The following is a 23,436-nucleotide window of genomic DNA, read 5'->3' on the forward strand; positions in this document are numbered from 1 at the left end:
GTCGCGCCCCAGGTGCCCTGACGATTCCGTTCCGTCCGCCGCACTACAGCTCTCCTCGGTAAATGCAGCCGGTGGTGCACGTCTCCCGCACCATCACTGCGGCCAACGACAAATGGTCGACCAGCCGATCCCAGATCCAGCGAGCGAGCACCTCACTCGTCGGATTCTCCAAACCGGGCACCTTGTTCAGGTAGTAATGGTCAAGCTGGGCATGCAGAGGCTGGAACGCCTCGCTAAGGTCGCCGAAGTCGATCACCCAGCCGCTGTGTGGGTCGACGTCCCCAGTCACATGCACCTGCACCTTGTACGAATGGCCGTGCAGCCGAGCACATTTGTGCCCCTCCGGCACATGCGGTAGCCGGTGCGCGGCTTCGAAGCTGAACTCGCGGAAGATCTCCATCAGGCAATTCCTATGTACTTGTGGGTTTGCACGCTCAGCCGCCACTGCGGGTGCTCCAGGCAGTAGCGGACCGCGGCAGCGGTGTTCGCAGCCCTATCCGGGCCGTCCATCGGCTGTAGCAGGAAACACTCGAAGTCCAGGTCCTCGAACCGCTCGGGCTCCGCACCCACCTGCGGGAAGACAAGTTTCAGGTCATGGCCCCGGGCGAGGATGACCGGAGCGCCGGCTTTGGGGCTGACACAAATCCAGTCCAGGCCAGCCGGAGCGTGGCGCGTCCCGTTGGTTTCGATGGCAACCTCGAAGCCGGCCGCGTGCAGAGCGTCCACCGCAGCCTGATCGAGTTGCAATAGCGGCTCGCCTCCGGTGCAGACGACGTAGGGCTTGGCACGCTGGTGCGGTCGACCGTCCCAGGCTCGGGCAACCGCCACTGCCAGCTCCGAGGGACTGTCGAACCGGCCGCCGCCCGGGCCGTCGACGCCGACGAAGTCCGTATCGCAGAACTGGCAGATGGCACGATGCCGATCCCGTTCCCGCCCGGTCCAAAGGTTGCAACTCGCGAATCGGCAGAACACGGCGGGACGGCCGGTATGCGATCCTTCGCCCTGAAGGGTGTAGAAGATCTCCTTGACCAGGTACCCCACGGCTCATCCTCCGGCAGTCGCCAGAGCCGGATCGCCGAGACCGAGTTCAGCGAACCCCCGGGCCCGCAACAGACAAGAGTCGCAGGTTCCACAGGCGCGACCCTGCACCGGGTCGTAGCAACTATGGGTCAACCCGTAGTCGACGCCGAGTTCCAGACCACGGCGAATCGTCTCCGCCTTCGACAGGTTGATCAGCGGGGTGTGGATACGCAGCCGTTGACGCCCCTCCACACCCGCCTTGGTGGCGAGGTTCGCCATCTCCTCATACGCCGCGACAAACTCGGGTCGGCAGTCGGGATATCCACTGTAGTCAAGGGCGCTCACCCCGATGAACACGTCGGACGCGGCTAGAGTTTCAGCCCAAGCGAGCGCAAAGGACAGGAAGATGGTGTTACGGGCAGGCACGTAGGTCACCGGAATGTCGGCTGCCATGTCATCGGCGGTCGCGTGATGCGGAACGTCGATGGAGGCGTCAGTAAGCGCCGAACCGCCGAACGCCCGCAGGTCGATGTCGACGATCACATGCCGCCGGACACCGAGATACCGCGCTACACGGGCCGCGGACTCGAGTTCGATGGCATGACGCTGCCCGTACCGGAAGCTGAGCGCGTGGAGGTCATAGCCCTCATGGCGGGCCATGGCTAACACCGTCGCGGAGTCGAGACCCCCGCTGAGCAGGACCACGACCTTCTTGTTAGCGGTGGACATGCGCTTCCCTCACTTCCTGCGACCGGGCGCCTCGGAAATCTACGAGGTGGGTCTGACATTCTTGGGTCACCTTTGAGCCGCTGTCAGGTAATTGACAACGCCGCCGCTCTCAGCCGCACCGAAACTGCTGAAGCCGCCGCGCGGCCAGCACCGACCAACAAAGACGATTGTCACCGCCGCAACGCCACCGCGCCGCGACAGACAGACAGAGCAGGCGGGCAGGTCGTCAGCGGTCCGCTGCGTGGCGACGCTCCAGCATGCATGCGGCGCCAACCTCGCGCGGGCCATGAAGCAGGCAGTTACCGGCCATCGACGACGCCCTCCGCCGCAGCCGACACGACGCCGGGAACGAGCTCGCACTTGACGTGATCAGCGGCAGTTTCGTTCTAGGCTCGCCTGGGTGAGGCAGACATTGGCGACCATTGCTCGGTACTGGGTAGACCGGAACAGCGGCATCCGCGATCGGGAATCGGCCCGCCTACTCGGCGAAGGGCTGCTGAGGCTCGTCGACGCCGTTGGCGGTCGGTGCACCGTCCTGCTCGCACCGTGTGGGGCTCGAATACTCGGTTCGGCGGTCTGAAGTGCGGTTCTGTGCGAGCTCGAGCACGGCGCAGCCGTCATGCTCGTGGCTATGAGCGCGTCGTTGGTGTACCTGCTGCTTCGCCAGGTCCTGCAGATGTTGTCCCAGCTCGCCCGCGACGAGGGGGCCAAGGATGTGGAGATCCTGGTGCTCTGCCATCAGGTGGCGGTGCTGCGCCGCCAGGTGACCCGCCCCGATCTCGAGCCCGCCGACCGGGTGGTGCTGGCGGTGCTGTCGCGGCTGCTGCCCCGCCCACGCTGGTCGGTGTTCTTCGTCACCCCGGCCACGCTGTTGCGCTGGCATCGTGACCTGGTCGCCCGACGGTGGACGTACCCGCATGCCCGGCCGGGCCGGCCAACGGTCGACAAGCAGGTCCGCGACCTGGTACTGCGACTCGCGGCGGAGAATCCTTCGTGGGGGCACCGCCGCATCCACGGTGAACTGCTCGGCCTGGGCTACCGAGTCGCGGCCAGCACCGTGTGGAAGATCCTCAACGAGGCCGGGGTCGACCCAGCACCCCGGCGGTCCGGGCCGACCTGGAAACAGTTCCTGACCGCCCAGGCCCACACGATCCTGGCCTGTGATTTCTTCACCGTCGACACCGTGATGCTCAAGCGGATCTACGTGCTGTTCTTCGTCGAGATCGCCACCCGCCAAGTCCACGTGGTTGGGGTAACCGCCCATCCGACCGGCGCCTGGGTGACCCAGCAAGCACGGAATCTACTGATGGATCTCGACCAGCGCACAGCTGGGCTGCGGTTCCTGCTCCGCGACCGCGACAAGAAGTTCACGAACACCTTCGACGCGATGTTCACCGCCGAAGGCATCGACGTGATCATGACCCCACCGCAGGCACCCCGGGCGAACGCGTTCGCCGAACGATGGGTGGGCACCGTACGCCGGGAGTGCACCGACCGGCTGCTCATCGTCAACGAACGGCACCTGGCGACCGTCCTCGCCGAGTACACGGCCCATTACAACGGCCACCGACCACATCGTTCACTCGGCCAGCAGCCACCGAATCCTGCGCCGCACGTTGTCGACCTCAACGCCGCCCGGGTTCACCGGCGACCGATCCTGGACGGGCTGATCAACGAGTATTCGCAGGCGGCGTAGCCGAGCCGGCTTTACGAGCCCCACACGTCGTCGGAGGACGAGGCGGCGGATCACCCCCACGGGAGTGGGGAGCACTTGAGCATGACGTCGTGCGGACCCATGCCCCACGGACCACCCCCACGGGCGTGGGGAGCACCGGCACCGCGCGTCGGCGTCCTGCCCGGCCGTCGGACCACCCCCACGGGCGTGGGGAGCACGCAAAGAAGCCGATCGCGAGGCCGACCAGGAACGGACCACCCCCACGGACGTGGGGAGCACGCGTCAACCTCGTGCCGAGGCACGAGCCAGCCCGGACCACCCCCACGGGCGCGGGGAGCACTCTTCCGTGGTCCGTACGAGTTTGCGCCACCGCAGACCACCCCCACGGGCGTGGGGAGCACGCTCTTCAATGGGCTGACGCCTGGCATTAACACGGACCACCCCCACGGGCGTGGGGCGCACGCCAGCTCGATCTCGGTCGCCCGCAGGTTCGCCGGACCACCCCCACGGGCGTGGGGAGCACCGCGACGGCCGAGGGTCCACCGAGCCAGCTGAGGGACCACCCCCACGGGCGTGGGGAGCACACCACGGTCGGGGCGAACATCTGATCAAGCAGCGGACCACCCCCACGGGCGTGGGGAGCACACCTCCTCTGTGGACGGCTCATAGATCAACTCAGGACCACCCCCACGGGCGTGGGGAGCACGCGCTCCTCCCGCTGACGGTCGCGTTCCAGGGCGGACCACCCCCACGGGCGTGGGGAGCACCGGCCAGCGACGGCTGCTCGGCCAGCGCCTCCTGAACCACCCCCAAGGGCGTTGGGAGCACGCTGAGGTCGATGGTGACGGTGAGGGCCGGGCCGGACCACCCCCACGGGCGTGGGGAGCACGACCGCCGGTTCCTGATCGGCTGCGCCCTCGGGGACCACCCCCACGGGCGTGGGGAGCACACCTCGGCATGGACACCGGGGACTGGCTGTGCCGGACCACCCCCACGGGTGTGGGGAGCACCGGGGCGTGGTCGGCTGCGGGTCGTTGGCGGGCGGACCACCCCCACGGGCGTGGGGAGCAAGACGGTACCTACCTACCGTCCGGGCGCGGTTGCCTACGGACCACCCCCAGGGGCGTGGGGAGCACGGTCAGTCCTGGTCGGCGCAGGGGCACTGCATCGGACCACCCCCACGGGCGTGGGGAGCACGGGCCCATCCCATCGAGTGCATCCGCGTGCACCGGACCACCCCCACGGGCGTGGGGAGCACGTCGGCATGTTCGCCAAGCCTGGTGGGAGCATCGGACCACCCCCACGGGCGTGGGGAGCACCGGGACTGGCGGTGGCGCGTCACCTCCCCGGCCGGACCACCCCCACGGGCGTGGGGAGCACGCGGGTGGCACCCAGGAGCCACGGGTCTACGCGGGACCACCCCCACGGGCGTGGGGAGCACCCCGGACCGCCGATGAACCGCAGGCCGGCCTCGGGACCACCCCCACGGGCGTGGGGAGCACGGGCCCCACCCTCGGCCGAGGGTGGGGCCCGTCGGACCACTCCCACGGGCGTGGAGAGCACCATCATCGACACGGCGTTGACTCTGGTCGAGCCGGACCACCCCCACGGGCGTGGGGAGCACACCACACGTGCACGGTGATCGTTGACGGTGATCGGACCACCCCCACGGGCGTGGGGAGCACGTAGTACCGCAGCGCCCGCCACATCGGCATGCCGGACCACCCCCACGGGCGTGGGGAGCACAGCCGGTTACCAGCGGCCAGCCTCGCGAGGACCGGACCACCCCCACGGGCGTGGGGAGCACTTGGCCGGATGGCTTGACGCCCAGGCGGTCGGCGGACCACCCCCACGGGCGTGGGGAGCACCTCGTGTCGACGGTCGTCCGAACCCGGAGCGGCGGACCACCCCCACGGGCGTGGGGAGCACTCCCTGTCGAGCCCCCGCTGCCGATCGGTCGCCGGACCACCCCCACGGGCGTGGGGAGCACAGTGCGGTGTTGGTCATTGAGTCCCGCGCGTTCGGACCACCCCCACGGGCGTGCGGAGCACGGTGGCGAGGAGGCAGGCCGCGCTCACGGCGCCGGACCACCCCGACGGGCGTGGGGAGCACACGACCATGGAACTCGACCGGGTCCGGCCGATCGGACCACCCCCACCGGCGTGGGGAGCACCTGAATTCCCAATCGGTCCAGGAATCCACTAGCGGACCACCCCCACGGGCGTGGGGAGCACGCGAAGTGGCGGGTCTCCGGCGTGCCGGGGAACGGACCACCCCCACGGGCGTGGGGAGCACGGGGCAAGCTTCCGGGCCGAACCACCCCCACGGGCGTGGGAAGCACCTCTCTCGGCGCGTACCTGGTGCCGGGGCAGACGGACCACCCCCACGGGCGTGGGGAGCACTGGCCTCCGGCGGGGTGCGATCCCGCCGGGGGCGGACCACCCCCACGGGCGTGGGGAGCACTCTGCAGTCCGCCCGGAAGCGGATCCTCGCGGCGGACCACCCCCACGGGCGTGGGGAGCATCCGTACTACGGCGCGGACGGGTACGCGAACGACGGACCACCCCCACGGGCGTGGGGAGCACTTCAGGGTCACGAGACCCTTCCGGGCCAGCGCCGGACCACCCCCACGGGCGTGGGGAGCACGCGAGCAGTACCGCCGGGTCGTCGCCTCTGGCCGGACCACCCCCACGGGCGTGGGGAGCACACGGACACGAGCCCGGCGAACCCGTCGGCCGTTGGACCACCCCCGCGGGCGTGGGGAGCACGTCGGTGGCACCGAAGCGGCCAGGGTCCTCGGCGGACCACCCCCACGGGCGTTGGGAGCACCGGTGCGGACCGTGTGTCGGCCTGACGTCGTACGGGACCACCCCCAACGGGCGTGGGGAGCACGTTCACGGAGCTGTAACGGACACAGGTGGGGGCGGACCACCCCCACGGGCGTGGGGAGCACGGGTACCGGCGGCCCGCGGCAACACCATGGCCCGGACCACCCCCACGGGCGTGGGGAGCACTGTCACTCTCGTCGGGGTACCAGGCGGGGATACGGACCACCCCCACGGGCGTGGGGAGCACTCGGGCAAGGCCACCCGCGCCCAGGCCCAGAACGGACCACCCCCACGGGCGTGGGGAGCACATGGCGGACAGTAGCGGGCTCTTGCCAAATCCCGGACCACCCCCACCGGCGTGGGGAGCACAAGTAGACCAGCGCGTACGGCGGAACCGTCCCCGGACCACCCCCACGGGCGTGGGGAGCACGGTGTGGACAGTGCGCGCGAGGCGCTGAAACCCGGACTACCCCCACGGGCGTGGGGAGCACGTCCGGACGGTCCTGAACGGGCTGCCGCCGGGCGGACCACCCCCACGGGCGTGGGGAGCACTCGACCCGGCCCGACAGGCGCTCCAGCTCGGCCGGACCACCCCCACGGGCGTGGGGAGCACACTCCGCGTCCGGGCCCGCCGTGTTGAGCGGGCGGACCACCCCCACGGGCGTGGGAGCACACAGAAGTCGACACGGAGACTGCCCGCCGCGACGGACCACCCCCACGGGCGTGGGGAGCACTTCAGTTGCTTACCCACGGGGCGTGGGGAGCACGCCCCGGCCAACGGCGCCGGCACCGTATTCACCGGACCACCCCGACGGGCCTGGGGAGCACCAGCGCGGGACCCGGGTTTTTCAGCATCGGCGGAGACGTCGCGGGCATGGCGGGCACTTCCCTGGACGTTAGGACGAGGGTCCGAGGCTGCCCAATGTGAGGCCGTCGCTGATTTCTCGAGCCAGCGCGGCTCCGGTTGTTCCTGCGCGGTCGAGGTGGTTTCGGAACTCGATGAGTTGGCGGAAGGCTTGTCCGTAGGGTCGCTGTTGATCCAAGGGCAGTACCGGAATGGTGAGTCGCCTGATTTCGATGCGCAATGCGCCGTTGCTGGTGCTGGTGGTTCGGTCGGCGCCGTGCGGGTTGTCGGTGCGGGAGATGACACCGGCGATGAACCATGGGTCGAAACGGGTCGTGTCGACGCGCATCAGTTGAACGCCTGGTCCTAGCTCGGCTCCAGCCTGATCGGGGGTGGCGACTTGGGCGGTGATGTTGCGGCCGAGGATGGTGATGAGGATGTCATTGGCGCGTACCCGAGAGGCTGGATCGTTGTTCGTGTTGCGGGGTGCCGAGCCGGTTGCCGGGCCGCCGGACAGAGCGTCGGTGGCGGTCAATACCGTGGTGGTGGCGGTGGTGCCGGTTGATCGGCTACGGGAGAGCGGGCGCTGTACGGATATGCTGCGGGACCGGATCAGGTCGGCAATGTCAGCCTGGGGGGCTGTGCGCAGCGCCGAAGAGTTCAGCTGTCGTACTGCGGGTAGGGTGCCGCGCACTTGGTCGAGGAGTTGCTCGAACTCGCCGATCCTAGCGATCGTCTGGCCCGGGTCAGGCGCGAGTTCGCCGGCCTTTGCCAGGTAGCGCTGCGGTGTCAGGTCGACCTGGTCATCGAGCACTTCGATGACGGGTATGGCGCGGTGGATGCTTGGCACTTCGTCGTAGCGACCGGACCGGTAGGCGCGCCACGCGGTTCCGACGATGTCGGGCAGGGACTGGTCGGCCGGCGCGGCGGTGGTGTCGACGACGAGCAGTTCTCCGGCGCGCGGCTGAGTTGGATCAGGTTGGCCGAGTACCCAGACGTGCAGGCCGATGCCGGTCGGTGGCATCAAGCCGGCGGGGAGGGCGATGATCGCGCGTAGCGCTCCGCGGCGGACCAGTTCGGCACGGACACGGCGGCCGGCTGGACGTACTGCTGCGGCCGGTGGCATGAGTACGACGACGGCGCCGTCGGGGGAGAGGTGGGCCAGGGCGTGTTGCACCCAGGCGAGTTCGGGCTCGGTGCGCGGGGGTAGGCCGTAGGTCCAGCGAGGGTCGTAGGCGAGGCGGTCGTGACCCCAGTCGTGGATGCCGAAGGGGAAGTTCGCTACGACGACGTCGGCCCGTAGGTCGGGCATGGCGTCGGCGAGCAGGCTATCGCCGACGTGGACGACGGGTGGCTCCACCTCGATGCCGGCGCGACGGGCTCGCAGGTGGACGAACCATAGCCGCAGTAGCGTGATCAGGGCGTACTGTGGCTTGATTTCCTGTGCGTAGCACCGTGTAGGGGCACGGTTGGTCAGGGCTTGGTCGGCGGCCATACGCAGGATCGATCCGGTGCCGCTGGTGAAGTCGAACATTCGGGCTCCGGAGCCGGCGAGGGTCAGCATCGTTTCGGCGATGCTGTCCGGCGTGCCAGCGAGGCCGGACAGCGAGTTGGCCGAGGCTACGTACCGGCTGTGTAGGTACTCAAATGCGGTCTCGTGGCCCTGTTCGGCGCCGAGTTGGTCGACCATGGTCAGCACCGTGGTGAGCTGTGCTGTCCACACCGGGGGTAACACGGTGTCGACCAACGCGGTGAGGCCAGGGTCGAGCGTGCGCAGGTGGTCGACGAGTTGCGCTGGGCTGAGCATGGTGTCGCCGGCGGTGTCGGTCTGATCGGAGCGGACGAGTAGGTATGCGCCGCAGATACCGAGCACGTCACTGATCTGGGTTGCGGGCTGGTGGCTCTCGATGTGCCGCCATGCCCACTGCTCGGTGCTGGCCTGGTGTAGGCGGCCATGTTGGCGGAGCCAGTCCGCGACCTCGCGCGCGTCGAAGGACGGGCTCGCCGGGGTGCCGCCGACGGGTGTCGGGAAGTCGGCGTACCGGCGACGCCAGTTGCTCACTGCCGCCCGACCGACGTTGGCCAGTCGTGCGATGTCGCTGGCGGTCAGAGTGACCTCTCCGGGGGTCATGCTGGGGTTCCGTGTCACCCGTGAACTCTAACATGTCTGCTATCCTTGTGTACTGGCTTCACGGGCGCTATCTTCCTTGGTGTTCCGATTCACAAGCCGTCATTGGAGGCTCCCATGCCCCGTCGTGGCCGTAGTACCACAGTTGGAAAGTTCGCAAAGCTCGACCAGAACCGCCGGGCGTCCGAAATTCGCGTGCTCGGTGAGCTGCTCCGTCGCGAGCAGCACGTAACGCCTGCCGAGGGCTCGCAGGTGCATGACCTGCAGGGAAGCGCTCGCTTGCCTGTGTGAGGCCCCACCCCCCGACGATCGAAGGAGGACCATGAACACCCTTGCGCGTACCTACGCCGCCACTGTCCCCGTCGTTTCCACCGGTTGAGTACGTGCGTGCCGGCGCGCGCCGGTATCACTCGGCCTCCCTGGACATGACGGCCCCGGAGGTGTACGCCGGGGTACGCCTTGATCCGGCTGTCGGTGCTGCCATCGCTGACGCTTACATGGCAGCAGCCGTCCGGGACGAGCGGGCCTACGGCGCGTATGCCCTGTTCTGCCGCGAGACCGTGCAGCAGTACCACCTCCTCGTTGGCCGGGTCGAGTTCGGCGGCCTGGGCGTGGCGGTACGGGTCGTCGACGAGGACCCGTACGCGGACGTCGAGTCCATGATCGACGATGTGCTGCAGCGTCGGCTGAGGGTGTGGGCCAGCGCAGCCACCGCCAACCCGCACCCGTACCTCAGCGACGGTGAGAACGACATGTTCCGCGCGGTCCACGACGTGTTCGGACACGCGGCGAGCGGCCGTGGCTTCGACCAGCATGGCGAGGAGGCGGCGTGGTTGAAGCACAGCACCATGTACTCGCCGCTGGCGCGCCGCGCCTTGACGACCGAGACGCGCGGACAGAACTGCGCCCAGATTTTTCACTACGCTGGCGCTCGGTTCCCACAGCAGAAAGCGGTGCTGTTGCCCCCGGCGTTCAGCGATCCGAAGCTGGTGGGTACCGGGGTAGCTAACGTGAAGGGGCCTATGCAGTGCTCAGCCGCTCGATCTCCCGCCGTAGATCTAACACCTTGGCGTACTCGGGGCCGTTCACTCGAATCATGTCGTTCAACAACACGTTGAGCTGCCGCAACGCGCGGTTTGGCTCCCCGAGTGGCAGGTGAGCGAGGGCGGCACGCCGTCGCGCGTCGAACACCAGTGGATGGTCGTCGCCATGCAGCCGCGCGTGCTGCTCGGCGACCTGCCGCCACTGTCGCGCCGCGGCCCGGAACGAGCCAGCGGCCTCCGACTGTTCTGCTTGGTTCGCGGCCCACTCCGCATCGGGCTTCGCGGGCGGGGCGGGCGGTGTCGCCGCGGGGCCGGCCTGCGGCGGCACCCGCCCGACGATCGCCGTGTACGTCCGCACCGCCCCCGCAGGGTCATCGAGGACCCCGGGAAGCGGCGGCAGGTCCCAGGCGAGGGGAGCCAGCGCGACATAGGCCTCGGCGGCGCTGTCGGGACGGTCCCGTGGGTCGATCGCCAACAGTGTATACACCAGGTCATCGAGCTCGGATGGGATCTCCGCCCGCAGCAGCGAAGGGCGCGGCGGGGGAGCGTTCATCTGGTTGCGCACCGTGGTCCTGGTGCTGGGATCATCGAATGGCGGGCGGCCGGTGAGCAGGTCGTAGAGCGTCGCCCCCAGGCCATACAGGTCGGTGTGATGACCGGTCGGCTCGCCGAAAATCTGTTCCGGAGCCATGTAGCCCACCGTGCCGAGGCTGTCCCCGGACTGGGTGATCCGCGAGTAACGGTCGTCGTCGCGCAGCACGGCCAGCCCGAAGTCAAGGACCTTCACGGCGCCGCTCGGGTGGAGCATGACGTTGCTCGGCTTAAGGTCCCGATGCACCAGACCAATCTGTCGGGCGGCGAGGAGAACGCTGCTGACCTGCGCCCCAATGGCGGCGACCCATTCAATGGGGAGCGGGCCGTGTTCCGCGACCAGATCTCGCAGTGTGACACCGTCGATCCTTTCCAAGACGACGTAGGGCAGACCAGCATGCTGGCCGAGGTCGTAGACGGCGGGTACTCCGGGATGGTCGAGCCGGGCTGTCAACAGCGCCTCGCGCCGGAACCGGCGCGCTGAGTCCGTGTCCATCCCCGTGGCGCTGACGAACTTCACGATCACCGGGCGGTCGAGCAGGGTGTCCTGTGCCATCCAGACTTCGCCCATCCCTTTGTGTGCCAAGGGGAACCGGTTGAGCCGGTATCGCTCCTTGATGTTCGCCCCCGACGCTCCGACGCTGAACATTGCGCCCTCCCCTCATAGCCCGATATCCCGCGGTGTGCGAGACTTAGTGGAGCCGCATCACAAACTAACGCTTGCAAGCGATGTTCACAAGATGCTCTAATGTTTGCCGGAACTGGTCAGCGTGGCTGCACCGGTCTCGAACGTGAACAAGACGACGCTGTCGCCCCACCACGAACGCTCGGCAGCGCCGGCTACGACATCTTGGTTCGCTCCAGACGCCGTGAACGGGGAGAGACGTATGGCCGAGCTGGCCCTCGAACGGGGATTCCTTGCCGCCTATGCCCGGCTGGAACCCCGGGCGCAACGCGCCGTTATCGCTGCCATCGACAGGTTCGTCGAGCACACCCACCCGGACCTGCTGTTGGAAGAGCTGACCGGAGCGCGTGACCCTCACATCCGCACCATGCGCATCGATCAGGCTCACGATGGCGTCGTGCTCTTCCTGGGAGGGGAGAGATACGCCCTGATCAACGTTCTGCCGCACGACGCCGCCGTCGCCTTCGCGACACGTCGCAGGGCTACCGTCAACCAGCTAGTCGGCGTCCTGGAGCTACGCGACCAGACAGGCATCGAGGATTATGTTCGTGCCGAGGCAGGGCAACCACGCGACGGCGGGCTGTTCGACCACGTATCCGCGGCGGATTTCGCCCACCTCGGGGTGGACGAGGACCTGATGCCACTGCTGCGCGTCATCGGCACCGACCAACAGCTGGAAAGCCTCGGCGGGCGGCTGCCCGAAACCCAGCTCGACATCCTGAATGGGCTCGCCAGTGGCATGTCGGTGGAGGAACTCCGCGCGGAGCTGACTGACCGGATCGTGTCGGGGGTGGACACCGACAACCTCCTCGCCGCGGCGCGCCGCACCCCGGAACGGATCCGCTTCGTCTCCGGCCCGGTCGAGCTGGCGGCCATTCTGGCCTACCCGTTCGACGAGTGGCGCACCTTCCTGCACCCGACCCAGCGCGACGTCGCCTATCGGGAGACCTACCGTGGTCCCGCCCTGGTCACCGGTAGCGCGGGAACCGGCAAGACCGTCACCGGCCTGCACCGCGCGGTATTCCTCGCCGGGCGGCTGCCCGACGGTGAGGGAAAGGTCCTACTCACCACGTTCACCCGCGCGCTCGCTGACGCTCTCGACCGGCAACTGCACCGGCTCACGACCGACCCGGCCGTACGGTCCCGCATCGATGTGATCAGCGTTGACAAGATTGCCTACGAGGTCGTATCCCGTGGCGGTAAGAGGGCCACTGTGGCGGAAAACGATGTCGTGGACTCGCTGTGGGAGGAAGCCGCTGCCACCGCACCCACTTACCTGAACCGGGTCGGCCAAGTCACCAGATTCAGCGGTGCCTTTCTCCGCCGGGAGTGGGAGCAGGTCGTGCTGGCCCAACAGTTGACTACCCTGGCCGCGTACCGCGACGCCCCACGCAAGGGCCGGGGCGAGCGCCTGCGAGCGGTCCAGCGGGAGCAAGTCTGGACCGCGATCGACGCTGTTCAGCGGAAGCTGGCGAAGCGGCGGCTACGCACCCACACCCAGCTCGCCGACGACGCGGCCGCGATCGCGCGCCAGGCACCGGCCACGTACCGACACGTCATCGTCGACGAAGGGCAAGACCTGCACCCGGCGCAGTGGAGGCTGCTCCGCGCGCTCGTCGCGCCCGGACGGAACGACATGTTCCTGCTCGCTGACCCGTACCAGCGCATCTATGACAGCCACGTGTCGCTGACCCAACTCGGCATCGAGGTACGCGGTCGCTCCCGAAGGCTCACCGTCAACTACCGCACCACTCACGAAATCCTGGACCTGTCGGTCCGGATCCTTAACGGCGACGCCGCCGTCGGCTTGGACGATGCGGACGACACGCTGCGGGGATACCGCTCGATCACACGCGGCGAGATGCCCGTGCTTCTCAAGCATGGCAACCGCAATGCCGAACACGAAGCCCTGTGCGAGCGGGTAAAAACCTGGCTGAAGCAGGGTGTCGAGCCGCACGCCATCGGCGTGGCCGCGCGCACGGGGCAGCTCGTCAAGACGATCAGCAAGATTCTGATCGAGGCAGGCATCACTGTCGCCGACGATCAGCGTGGTGTCGACGGCGTGCACGTCGCCACGATGCACCGATTGAAGGGTCTCGAGTTCCAGTGTCTCGCGGTCGTCGGGCTGGAGGCCGGGGTACTCCCCGCCCCATACGCGCTTACTTCGGCGGCGGAGGATCCGCATGCCCACAAGCAGGACCTGCAACGCGAGCGATGCCTGCTCTTCGTCGCCGTGACCCGCGCCCGCGATGTGCTCTACCTGTCCCACAGCGGCACACCCAGTTCGCTACTGCCGGAATCACGATGAACACCTACGACACCACCAGTGGGGTGTCACCTCGGCGCTGCGGCCCAACCGGTCCGAGGCAAACTGACCGCCGCGACGCCTCCCCCTACCCCCGAGCACAGTTTCTGGCCGACCAGCTTCAGCAACGGAAAGCGTCGAGGGCATCAAGCCCCACGTACCGCCGATCGGCTGGCGCGCTTGCGTAGACGGTGCGGGCGACTATGCAGCGCGGCGGCCCTTACGCGAAACCGAAGTCCCTCCTACGGGTACGTGCGTCGGACTGCCTAGTAGCGCCCCTCAGGATCCTCCGGCCAGAGCAGCGACCCACTGAACCTGGTTCGATCGCCACTTCGAAGGAGCACGTCGACTTGACAAGCCACCCGGATAATCGGGAATTTTCCCTAATAGACGAGCCATGGATTCCGGTACTGGACGCTGCCGGTGAGCGCCGAGAGATCTCGTTGTTCGGCCTCTTTGAGCAGGCCGGCGACGTACGCATGATCGCCTGTGAATTACCGACGCAGACGTTCGCGATCCTGCGACTGGCGTTGGCGATCCTGCACCGGACAACCGGCGGTCCGCCAGATGAGGCTGCCTGGCAGGCACTGTGGCGCGACCGGCGGCTACCTGTCGCGGACACCGCCGAATACCTCGGCAATCTTCGCGACCGGTTTTACCTGCTGCATCCGAAGTACCCGTTTTATCAGGTCGCCGACCTCCACACCCAGAAGGACGGCAAGTACGGGCTGGAGCGCCTTTTTGCCGACGTACCCAATGGCCTGCCGTTCCTGACCGCGCGCGCCGGAGCAGGGCTGGCGTCGATCGCGCCCGCCGAGGCGGCCCGTTGGCTGGTTCACTGCCAGGCCTACGACCCGTCGGGCATCAAAAGCGGGGCGGCCGGCGATGCGCGGGTCAAAGGCGGAAAGGGATATCCGATCGGCGTTGCGACCGTCGGCGCGCTGGGCGGCGTCCACCTGGAAGGCGCGACCCTGCTGGAGACCCTGCTGCTCAACCTGGTGCCGGTCGCGCCCGATTGGCAGCGGGCCGACGAGCGAGACATGCCCGTGTGGGAGCGCGAGCCACACGGGGCGGCTGAGGAGGCCGACGCCACGCGCGGACCCTACGGCCTCCTCAGCCTCTACACCTGGCAACCGCGCCGGATCCGGCTCTTCGGCGGCATCGGCGGCATCACCGGCGCCATGATCGCAAACGGCGATCGGCTCGACTGGCAGGATCGACACCTGCTCGAGCCGATGAGCGTCTGGGGGCGCAGCGGGCCACGCGAGCGCGAGCAAAAGCGGACCCCGATCTACCTGCCCCGGCCGCACGACCACACCCGGGCACTGTGGCGCGGGCTCCAGTCCCTGCTGCCGGCACCGCCGACAGGCGCCGAGCCGGCGCAGCGGCTGTCACCGATGGTGGTACGACGGCTCGCCCAGCTGACCGTTACCGGCGTCGTCGAGCCCGATTTTCAGGTCCGGACGCGGGCCACCAGTGTCACCTATGGCAACCAGCAGGCGGTCATCGACGAGGTGTTCACCGACGCGCTGACAATGAACGTGCTACTGCTCATCGAGCACTCCGCACTGCGCACGACAGCCGTCGACGCCGCAGCCGACGCCGAGGCGGCGATACGGGCGCTGCGCCTGCTCGCCGAAAACCTGGCCCGCGCGGCAGGCAGCCGGGAGATCGATAGCAGCGAGGCCGAACGGGCGGCCGAACGCGCGTACGCCCTGCTGGATCGCGCCTTCCGCGACTGGCTGGCCGGACTCAGTCCCGACAGCGACCCAGTGCCCGAGCGTGTCGAGTGGCAGCGTCTGGTGCGTCGGGCCGTTTACAGGCTCGGCCGAGACATGGTCGACGCAGCCGGACCGACGGCCTGGATCGGCCGAACGGGCACCGACCGCAGCGGCAGGCAGGTGCACTACTCGAGATCACAGGCCGAGGTGGCGTTTCACACCGGCCTGGCCAGGGCGCTGCCCATGGCGGCCGGGTCCTCGCACCAAAGGCACGAGGAGGCAGCATGACCGTCCAAGTAGATCCGCCCGCCGAGCCTGCGCCCAAGGCATGGGTCCGGCGTCGCGACGACCTCGGCGAACATGTCGCCAAGAGGATTGGGGCCCTCCAGACACGGCTGCTGTGGGATATGCCCCAACCGGAAGCGGTCAGTGCCCTGGCCCGGCTCCGGCGTGGCCTTGGCCGAACTCCGGGCTTCGACTTCACCCTCGAGCGGTACCTGCAGGTGCCGGACCATCTGCTGGGCTATCGGCCGGCCGATGACGCCGAGGCGTCCGACGCGGAACAGGCCGTGCACGACGCGGTCACCCTGTACGCGCTGCACCAGCAGTCACGCCGCGCGCGGATGCACGTGGAGGGGCGAGGCCTGGGGCGCGCGCTGGGCGACCTCGTCAGGGCCTCCGGCGGGCCGGAGGGGGTACGTCGCCGGTTCGCGGCGCTCGGCACTGCCAGTACCTACCAGGAGAGCATCCACCACTTGCGAAGCCTGATCACGATGCTGCGCGAGCATCAGATCCCACTCGACTACGGCCTGCTTGCCGACGACCTGCAAACACTCCGCCACCCGGACGGTCGATCCACAATTCAGGCGATCTGGGGTCGAGAGTTCTTCCGCAGCCGACCCAGCAACCGCGCTGATGCCCCCGTTACCGACAGCACCCAGGAGGAGCCGTCATGAGCCGCACCATTATCGACGTCTACGCATTGCAGACCGTGCCCCCAAGCAACCTCAACCGCGACGACACCGGTTCACCGAAAACCGCCGTCTACGGTGGCGTCCGTCGTGCCCGGGTATCCAGCCAGGCGTGGAAGCGTGCGATTCGCCTGGCCTTCGCCGATCTGCTCGACCGCGCCCGACTCGGCGAGCGATCCAAGCGCGTTGGAGAGTCTCTCGCGGCCCGGATCAGGGTGCTCGACCCCAGCGTCTCCGCCGAGACTGCGTCCACGCTGGCCGCCGAGGTCTTCGCAGCCAGCGGCCTGGCCAAGGCCGAAAAGAAAAAGGGCGAGACACACGACGTCGAGTCCGGCTACCTGCTGTTCCTGAGTCACCAGCAGTTGGATAACCTCGCCGCCGCCGCGCTCGAAGCCTCAGCCGCCGGCACCACCCTAAACAAGGCCCAGTTCAAAACGCTGGCCAACACCGAACACTCGGTTGACATCGCGATGTTTGGTCGAATGATCGCCGACATGACCGACATCAACGTCGATGCCGCCTGTCAGGTCTCACACGCCATCAGCGTGCACGCGGTCGACAACGAGTTCGACTACTTCACCGCCGTTGACGACCGCAAAGCCGATGCCGCCGAAACCGGCGCCGGCATGATCGGCACCATCGAGTTCAACTCGTCCACGCTCTACCGATACGCCAATGTCGACGTCGACGCCTTACATCGCACCCTCGGCGATGCGGACGCAACCCGTGCTGCGGTCGAGGCGTTCCTCGTCGCCTTCGCACGCAGCATACCGACCGGCAAACAGAACACGTTCGCCCACCGAACACTGCCCGACGCGGTCCTCGTGCGGCTGCGCGACACCCAACCCATCAACCTGGTCGGAGCGTTCGAGACCCCGATCCGCGAAACCCGCGATGTCGGGAGGGTCGAGCGGGCTGCAGCCGCGCTCGCCGACTACACCGTGGCCGTCGAGAGTGCTTACGGCGAGCAACCAGTCGCCAGCTGGGTCACCCAAGTCGGGGACAAGACGGCGGCGCTTGCCCACCTCGGTAAGACGGTCAGCTTCAGCGAACTGGTCACTGAAGCGGGCGAGCAAGTCGCCGTGGCGCTCAGGCAGCCGGCATGAGCGTGCTCCTGCTGCGCCTCGCCGGCCCGATGCAATCGTGGGGCTCATCCAGCCGCTTCTCTCGCCGCAACACCGACGTCGCGCCGACCAAGAGCGGGGTGATCGGGCTGCTCGCCGCAGCCAGGGGGATCCGACGTACGGAGCCACTCACCGAGCTGCTCGGCCTACAGTTCGGGGTACGGCTCGACCAGCCCGGGCAGATCCTGCGGGACTTTCACACGGCACGATCCCTCGACGGCCGGCAAAGCGCACCCCTGACCTACCGCTACTACCTGTCCGACGCAGCGTTTCTCGCCGCCGTCAGCGGCGACGAAAATATGCTATACGGACTGGCCGAGGCACTGCACCGGCCGAAATTCCCGCTCTACCTCGGGCGCCGATCTTGCCCGCCGGCCGGCCCTATCAGTCTTGGCGTGCACGACGGCACCATCGATGACGCGCTGACCTCGTGGCCGTGGCTCGCCGCAGAGTGGTACCGCCGACGGGCATCCCGGGAAGTGCGTCTGGAAATCATTCGAGACGTCCGTCCTGGCGAGCCGGTCACGGAAACCATGCACGACGTGCCGGTGAGTTTCGACCCAGCACACCGGCAACACACCTGGCGATCGGTACTACGCAGACACGTCGACGTAACCAACGACGTCGCGGAACGGGCCGGGGTCACCGAGCACGACCCACTGAGCCTGCTGGGAGGCTGAGCATGTTCCTCACCCGGTTCCAGATCAACCCGGCGCGTCGGGGCGCACGCAAAGTGCTCTCCTCGCCACAGGCGATGCACGCGGCAGTCCGCGCCGCATTCGCCGCCCCGGAGGACTACGAACGCGAGGGCACCCGCACACTCTGGCGGCTCGACGCCCCGACCCCAGCGACCGTGCACCTCTACCTCCTCAGCCCTGGCAAACCCGATCTGACCCACCTGGTCGAGCAGGCCGGATGGCCCACCACCGAGACCTGGGTGACCCGCGACTACGACAGCCTGCTCAGCTCGCTGGACGCCGGCCAGGACTGGGCCTTCCGGCTCACCGCAAACCCGAGCCACAACGGACGCAAAACCGCCGACGCCAAGGAGACCCAGCGCTTCGGCTACCTGCGGGAACAGGAACAGGTCGCGTGGCTGGCCAACCGCGTCGCCCGGCACGGTTTCACTCTGATAACGCAGCGTGACGGCCTCCCGAACCTGCGACTTCACCACCGCCAAACGCAGACCTTCAAACGCGGCATGGCACAGGTAACCCTGACCACGGTGACCTACGACGGCATCCTGCAAATCTCCGACGCCAACGCCTTCCGCCAAGCCTTGACCCGGGGGATAGGGCACGCCAAGGCGTACGGCTGCGGCCTAATCACCCTCGCCAGAGCAGGCTGAGTCCGGCCCGACGGACGCGACTTTCCGGCTGCTTCCGCCAACAGCTATTTCCGGCGTGGTGAGTAGGTCATGCATCCGCAAGTATGCATCCTGCCGCCGGTATCGCCGGTTCAACAACGTATTTGCCAAGGAGAGGCCGGCGGCGATGGCCGCGACCACCAGGGCGAGAAGCGCGGTGTGGTCGATGAACCAGCTCCAAGTCACTTGTGCCTCCGATTCCTGCTCGTGCAGCGTTATGTCGACCGTACGGATGTCTGTCTAGAGCAGGCTTTCCGTCGCGGAGGCATGGCCTGGCTGCCTGTGGTGCGCGGCTTCTGGTCAGACGGCTCCCCGGAGCCGCCTGAGTCCCAGGGCGGGTAGCAGCCTGCAGCAGGTCGGCCCGCGGCGACGCCAGCGCGATATTGGCCCTGTCGCTGATCGTGTCCAGGAACACCACACCCTGCGGGTGCTGCCGCACCTGCCGCATCGGTACGTCTGAGCGTAGGCCATGACCATGGGATCACCCCCGCCGGCGTGGGGAGCACACGTTCGACCGACATTTTCGTACTGCCACCGGACCACCCCCACAGGCGCGGGCAGCACGTCGCGTCGGGCTTGCTGGTGGTGTGCGTCCGGACCACCCCCACGGGCGTGGGGAGCACGCGGCGAGCTGCTCCGCCGTCGCGGTGGACATTGGACCACCCCCACGGGCGTGGGGAGCACAAACTCGCGCAAGTCGCAGAATCGGCGGTCAGCGGACCACCCCCACGGGCGTGGGGAGCACCGGGCTGGGAGAACCAGCTGCTCGACGAGCGCCGGACTACCCCCCACGGGCGTGGGGAGCATTGCGGGGCCTGACCGATGCACAGCTCGCGGACCGGACCACCCCACGGGCGTGGGAGCACAAGCCCGGTACAGCGTGGTTCGAGGAGGCTGTCGGACCACCCCACGGGCGTGGGAGCACAAGCCCGGTACAGCGTGGTTCGAGGAGGCTGTCGGACCACCCCCACGGGCGTGGGGAGCACTCCCTCAGCAGGGCGCTCTCGGAACGCACCTACGGACCACCCCCACGGGCGTGGGGAGCACCGCGGAACCGTCACGGTCACGCTGCTCGATGACGGACCACCCCCACGGGCCTGGGGAGCACTAGCTGCGCCGCGATCAGGTACCAGTCGGCAACGGACCACCCCACGGGCGTGGGGAGCACGCGACCGGCGGTACGAGCGACACGGGCGTGGGGAGCACGACGCCGAGAAGCGGCTGATGTTCGAAATCGTCGGACCACCCCCACGGCCGTGGGGAGCACGCGTCGAGGGTCTCGACGAAGTCGTTCTCCCACGGACCACCCCCACGGCCGTGGGGAGCACGCGTCGAGGGTCTCGACGAAGTCGTTCTCCCACGGACCATTCCCACGGGCGTGGGGAGCACGAAAGGGTCCGGGTCAGGCCGTGTGCGCGCAGCGGACCACCCCCACGGGCGTGGCCGGACGACGAGGACGACGACGGGCCACCCCCCACGGGCGTGGGGAGCACGAGACCGCGACCGGCGCGGTGAGCGCCAGCGTCGGACCACCCGGCACGGGCGTGGGGAACACCCGGAACCCGACTACCTGGACCGTACCCCAGCAGACCACCCCCACGGGCGTGGGGAGCACCCCCCGGCCATTCCGGGTGTCCGTAGCGAGCGCGGACCACCCCACGGGCGTGGGGAGTACACGAGCAACACGTGACGTACCCCGCAGGCACGCGGACCACCCCCACGGGCGTGGGGAGCACGAGGAGGAGAGGGAGCTGCCGTACGTGCATCACGGACCACCCCCACGGGCGTGGGGAGCACGAGTCGAGCACCGGGCTCGGAGTAGGGGATCGCGGACCACCCCCACGGGCGTGGGGAGCACGCGCGATCAGCAAGGTGGCGGCAATGCACGACCAGACCACCCTACGGGCGTGGGGAGTCGGGGCCGACGAGGTGCCCGCTACACCAACCCACCCGAGGACATCGCCGCTGGCTATGTCGATCAGATGTGATCAACACCGATGGCGGCTGGTGAGACGTTTCCTACCGGCATCTCTAGCTCCGCATCCAGGGGTAGCTACCCCAAGCGCGCGATCGAATCGATTCACAAGCGTACCGAATTCATGCTTGCTAAATCAGAAACGTTGCTGCAAGCTTGTGTGGAGGTGGCGGAGAGGGGATTGCGATGGGCAACGAGGATGTCGGCGACGCCGAAGTGGGGCACCGCCTCGCGCAGCTGCGAGAGCAGGTAGGACTGAAGCAGGCCGAGCTGGCCCGGAAGGTGACTTGGAGCCCGGCCGTCCTATCGCGGGTCGAGACCGGCGACCGCGCCGTGTCCGACGACGAGCTGTCGATGCTGCTCGCAGCGATCGGCACCGACGAGGCCACCGAGCTTGCCGCCGTTCTGGCGCGCAACTGGCAGCACCTGCCCCGACCGCCGCTGGACCACCCGGACCAGCAGCTACTCTGGCGTGCCGAGGAGATGGTGGCCGGCCTGATCACCGCCGGCTCGGAGGCCGACGCGCACCCCGCGTTTCTTGCCCGCCTCCAGGAGTACGTCAAGGACGTGGAGCGGCTGGCGCAGCTCCTCCTCCGCCGCGAGCACCAGATCGCGTTCATCGGCAGCATCGGCATCGGCAAGTCGACCGCGATCTGCCGGTCGACCGGCCTCGAAGTCACGAACGCGCAGGGGCGAACGGTGTCGGTGCTGGAGACGGGCGCCGGCGGGATCACGCTGTGCGAGGTGCGGCTGAGCCGCGGACCGGGTTACGGCATCAAGGTCGAGCCCCGGCCGCTCGACGAGATCCGCTCCGACGTCGACGACTTCGTCGACCAGATTCGGCAGGGCAAAGCACCGGCCGAGGAGGACGACATCACCGCAGCCGTGCCCCGTGAGCTGGAGCGGGCGATCCGCAACATGGCCGGCCTGACGCAGAAGCGTTCGAAGGGACCCGATGGCAAATCGGTCCGGACCGACCCGGCGAAGGAACTGGCCGCCGAGTTCCCCGAGCGACGCGACCTCGCAGTAGAGGTGCTGGCGCGCATGAACCTTCACCGGCGCGACCGGCGCGACGCGTGGCACACCGCATCGGCCTCGGCGACACCGCTGGAGTGGCTGCGTCAAACGTTCGAGGCGATCAACAACGGCCGGCATCCCGAGTTTCCACTGCCGAGCCGCATCGACATCGTCGTCCCCGCTTTGATCGACATCGACGATCTCGACGTCGGGATCATCGACACTCGCGGCATCGACCAGCCGCCGGCACGGGCAGATCTCGAGACGCTGCTCGAAGATCCGCACACAGTGTCGATCCTCTGCTCGGGTTTCAACGACGCGCCGTCGCAGTCAGTCCAGCACCTGCTGAAGCGGGCCCGGGACATCGACAACCCGCAGATCGACACCAACGCCGGCCTGCTCATCCTAGCCCGGCCTGACGAGGCGATGGCGGTCAAGGACGAGACCGGCGTCGGCGTCTCGACCAGCGAGGAAGGGTACGAGCTGAAGGGCGAGCAGGTCAGCACCGCGCTGCTGCCGTACGGCCTCGGCGACGTCCCCGCACTGTTCTTCAACTCTCGCGAAGACGACGCCGAACAGCTGCGGGACTTCCTGCGTGACCAGGTCCGCCGGACGCGAGCCGAGTTCCGCCACCAGCTCGACGAGGTGCTCGTCCGAACCCAGTCACTGCTGGACAACGCCGCCCTTGAGCAGGTGCGCGCGGTCCAGCGCGACGCCGGTAAACATATGGCGAGCTGGATAAAGCTCCACCCGTCGCCGAAGCCGCTCAGCGGCCACATCCACGACGCGCTGCTCGACGAGATCAGCCGCGCGCATTCGAGCACGGTCAACGCGACGATCCGCCGCAACGGCGAGTGGCGTTCCCTGAGCTACTCCCACCAGCTCGGCCACGGCGCTCGGAGGCTCGCCGTCCTCGCCCTGCAAGACTCGGTCACCGAGTTCACCGGCATGTGCGAGACGCTGTCGGCGTCGATGCCCGATGCGCGCGAGCTGCTCTTCCAGGCGAACCGGCTGATGATCTCGGCCTACGAGGACCTGCTGCGCAAGATGCAACTCAACGGCCTGAGCTTGTACCGCGACCAGCTCCGGACCGCCGCGCAGTTCTGGATCGACAACGCCAGCGAGTGGGGCCGCGGCTCCGGTTACGTCAACCGCGTCTTGCAGCGAAACCGGACATGGTTCGAGGAGACGTCCCGGCAGGAGCTCGAACAGCAGCTCGGCGCGTTCCTCGACCGCGAATGGCGAGTGCTGCTGCAGCGGGTGGAGGCGATCTTCGAGCAGAGTTGAAACCCTGCGATCCGGGGATGAGCTTCACGATGCGCCCCGCCCGGTCGCGGATGTCGCGCAGATGGCGCTCGTGATTGTTTGGTACTGGCAGACCGGGGATTCCTGCATCGTCCACCCGTCGGTGACC

14 protein-coding genes and 3 CRISPR repeat arrays are annotated in these 23,436 nt (G+C 68.2%); of the genes, 9 read left to right on the plus strand and 5 right to left on the minus strand.

Annotated elements, in window-relative coordinates; translation table 11 throughout:
- Positions 1-43: 43 nt before the first annotated feature.
- From queD to queC, 3 genes are read right to left on the minus strand one after another with little or no spacing between them, the layout of a single operon-like run.
- Positions 44-400: a 6-carboxytetrahydropterin synthase QueD gene (queD, locus tag OIE47_RS26335; protein ID WP_326557186.1), complete on the minus strand. Its 357-nt coding sequence runs from the start codon at positions 398-400 to the stop codon at positions 44-46.
- On the minus strand, positions 400-1,041 hold the full coding sequence (gene queE / locus OIE47_RS26340; protein WP_326557187.1) for a 7-carboxy-7-deazaguanine synthase: 642 nt from the start codon (positions 1,039-1,041) through the stop codon (positions 400-402). Before queE ends, queD begins: the two co-directional genes overlap by 1 nt.
- Before the next feature lie 3 nt (positions 1,042-1,044).
- Positions 1,045-1,749, minus strand: coding sequence for a 7-cyano-7-deazaguanine synthase QueC (queC, locus tag OIE47_RS26345; protein WP_326557188.1), 705 nt, complete (start codon positions 1,747-1,749; stop codon positions 1,045-1,047).
- A gap of 631 nt (positions 1,750-2,380) precedes the next feature.
- Here queC and OIE47_RS26350 point away from each other — a divergent pair.
- Positions 2,381-3,445 (plus strand): integrase core domain-containing protein, encoded by a 1,065-nt coding sequence (locus tag OIE47_RS26350; RefSeq protein WP_326557189.1) that lies wholly within the window; start codon positions 2,381-2,383, stop codon positions 3,443-3,445.
- A 46-nt stretch (positions 3,446-3,491) separates the two neighbouring features.
- Positions 3,492-5,720: direct repeats of the CRISPR family, unit length 29 nt; unit sequence CGGACCACCCCCACGGGCGTGGGGAGCAC.
- 77 nt (positions 5,721-5,797) lie between these two features.
- Positions 5,798-6,254: a CRISPR direct-repeat array (repeat unit 29 nt; unit sequence CGGACCACCCCCACGGGCGTGGGGAGCAC).
- Between the two features lie 94 nt (positions 6,255-6,348).
- Positions 6,349-6,866: a CRISPR direct-repeat array (repeat unit 29 nt; unit sequence CGGACCACCCCCACGGGCGTGGGGAGCAC).
- A gap of 282 nt (positions 6,867-7,148) precedes the next feature.
- Here OIE47_RS26350 and OIE47_RS26355 read toward each other — a convergent pair.
- Positions 7,149-9,227: an HsdM family class I SAM-dependent methyltransferase gene (locus OIE47_RS26355; RefSeq protein ID WP_326557190.1), complete on the minus strand. Its 2,079-nt coding sequence runs from the start codon at positions 9,225-9,227 to the stop codon at positions 7,149-7,151.
- 380 nt (positions 9,228-9,607) lie between these two features.
- Here OIE47_RS26355 and OIE47_RS26360 point away from each other — a divergent pair, with 380 nt between their 5' ends.
- Complete coding sequence (locus tag OIE47_RS26360; RefSeq protein ID WP_326557191.1) at positions 9,608-10,342, plus strand: hypothetical protein; 735 nt, start codon at positions 9,608-9,610, stop codon at positions 10,340-10,342.
- Here the strand turns inward: OIE47_RS26360 and OIE47_RS26365 are convergent.
- Positions 10,245-11,507: a serine/threonine-protein kinase gene (locus OIE47_RS26365; protein ID WP_326557192.1), complete on the minus strand. Its 1,263-nt coding sequence runs from the start codon at positions 11,505-11,507 to the stop codon at positions 10,245-10,247. The genes OIE47_RS26360 and OIE47_RS26365 overlap by 98 nt on opposite strands.
- Positions 11,508-11,745: 238 nt before the next feature.
- Here OIE47_RS26365 and OIE47_RS26370 point away from each other — a divergent pair, with 238 nt between their 5' ends.
- The 7 genes from OIE47_RS26370 to OIE47_RS26400 all read left to right on the plus strand — a co-directional run bounded on the left by OIE47_RS26370 (position 11,746) and on the right by OIE47_RS26400 (position 23,309).
- Positions 11,746-13,851 (plus strand): UvrD-helicase domain-containing protein, encoded by a 2,106-nt coding sequence (locus OIE47_RS26370; protein ID WP_326557193.1) that lies wholly within the window; start codon positions 11,746-11,748, stop codon positions 13,849-13,851.
- 347 nt (positions 13,852-14,198) lie between these two features.
- Positions 14,199-15,857, plus strand: a complete 1,659-nt coding sequence (casA, locus tag OIE47_RS26375; RefSeq protein ID WP_326557194.1) for a type I-E CRISPR-associated protein Cse1/CasA — start codon at positions 14,199-14,201, stop codon at positions 15,855-15,857.
- Positions 15,854-16,525: a type I-E CRISPR-associated protein Cse2/CasB gene (gene casB, locus OIE47_RS26380; protein WP_326557195.1), complete on the plus strand. Its 672-nt coding sequence runs from the start codon at positions 15,854-15,856 to the stop codon at positions 16,523-16,525. Before casA ends, casB begins: the two co-directional genes overlap by 4 nt.
- Positions 16,522-17,646, plus strand: coding sequence for a type I-E CRISPR-associated protein Cas7/Cse4/CasC (cas7e, locus tag OIE47_RS26385; RefSeq protein WP_326557196.1), 1,125 nt, complete (start codon positions 16,522-16,524; stop codon positions 17,644-17,646). The genes casB and cas7e overlap by 4 nt, the downstream gene beginning before the upstream one ends.
- Entirely contained in the window at positions 17,643-18,344 is a 702-nt protein-coding gene (cas5e, locus tag OIE47_RS26390) for a type I-E CRISPR-associated protein Cas5/CasD (protein WP_326557197.1), read from the plus strand. Before cas7e ends, cas5e begins: the two co-directional genes overlap by 4 nt.
- 2 nt (positions 18,345-18,346) lie before the next feature.
- Positions 18,347-19,012: a type I-E CRISPR-associated protein Cas6/Cse3/CasE gene (cas6e, locus tag OIE47_RS26395; protein ID WP_326557198.1), complete on the plus strand. Its 666-nt coding sequence runs from the start codon at positions 18,347-18,349 to the stop codon at positions 19,010-19,012.
- Positions 19,013-21,191: 2,179 nt separating this feature from the next.
- A complete protein-coding gene (locus OIE47_RS26400; protein ID WP_326557199.1) occupies positions 21,192-23,309 on the plus strand; it encodes a helix-turn-helix domain-containing protein in 2,118 nt (705 codons plus the stop codon).
- Positions 23,310-23,436 lie beyond the last annotated feature (127 nt).

It is taken from the genome of Micromonospora sp. NBC_01796, from assembly GCF_035917455.1.
In the GTDB taxonomy this organism is placed as follows: domain Bacteria; phylum Actinomycetota; class Actinomycetes; order Mycobacteriales; family Micromonosporaceae; genus Micromonospora_G.

What these genes read in the sequence shown, in the direction of transcription:
- queD (WP_326557186.1), bottom strand. Translation starts at nt 400, where the DNA reads ATGGAGATCTTCCGCGAGTTCAGCTTCGAAGCCGCGCACCGGCTACCG.
- queC (WP_326557188.1), bottom strand. Translation starts at nt 1,749, where the DNA reads ATGTCCACCGCTAACAAGAAGGTCGTGGTCCTGCTCAGCGGGGGTCTC.
- OIE47_RS26350 (WP_326557189.1), top strand. Translation starts at nt 2,381, where the DNA reads ATGAGCGCGTCGTTGGTGTACCTGCTGCTTCGCCAGGTCCTGCAGATG.
- OIE47_RS26355 (WP_326557190.1), bottom strand. Translation starts at nt 9,227, where the DNA reads ATGACCCCCGGAGAGGTCACTCTGACCGCCAGCGACATCGCACGACTG.
- OIE47_RS26365 (WP_326557192.1), bottom strand. Translation starts at nt 11,507, where the DNA reads ATGTTCAGCGTCGGAGCGTCGGGGGCGAACATCAAGGAGCGATACCGG.
- OIE47_RS26370 (WP_326557193.1), top strand. Translation starts at nt 11,746, where the DNA reads ATGGCCGAGCTGGCCCTCGAACGGGGATTCCTTGCCGCCTATGCCCGG.
- casB (WP_326557195.1), top strand. Translation starts at nt 15,854, where the DNA reads ATGACCGTCCAAGTAGATCCGCCCGCCGAGCCTGCGCCCAAGGCATGG.
- cas7e (WP_326557196.1), top strand. Translation starts at nt 16,522, where the DNA reads ATGAGCCGCACCATTATCGACGTCTACGCATTGCAGACCGTGCCCCCA.
- cas5e (WP_326557197.1), top strand. Translation starts at nt 17,643, where the DNA reads ATGAGCGTGCTCCTGCTGCGCCTCGCCGGCCCGATGCAATCGTGGGGC.
- cas6e (WP_326557198.1), top strand. Translation starts at nt 18,347, where the DNA reads ATGTTCCTCACCCGGTTCCAGATCAACCCGGCGCGTCGGGGCGCACGC.
- OIE47_RS26400 (WP_326557199.1), top strand. Translation starts at nt 21,192, where the DNA reads ATGGGCAACGAGGATGTCGGCGACGCCGAAGTGGGGCACCGCCTCGCG.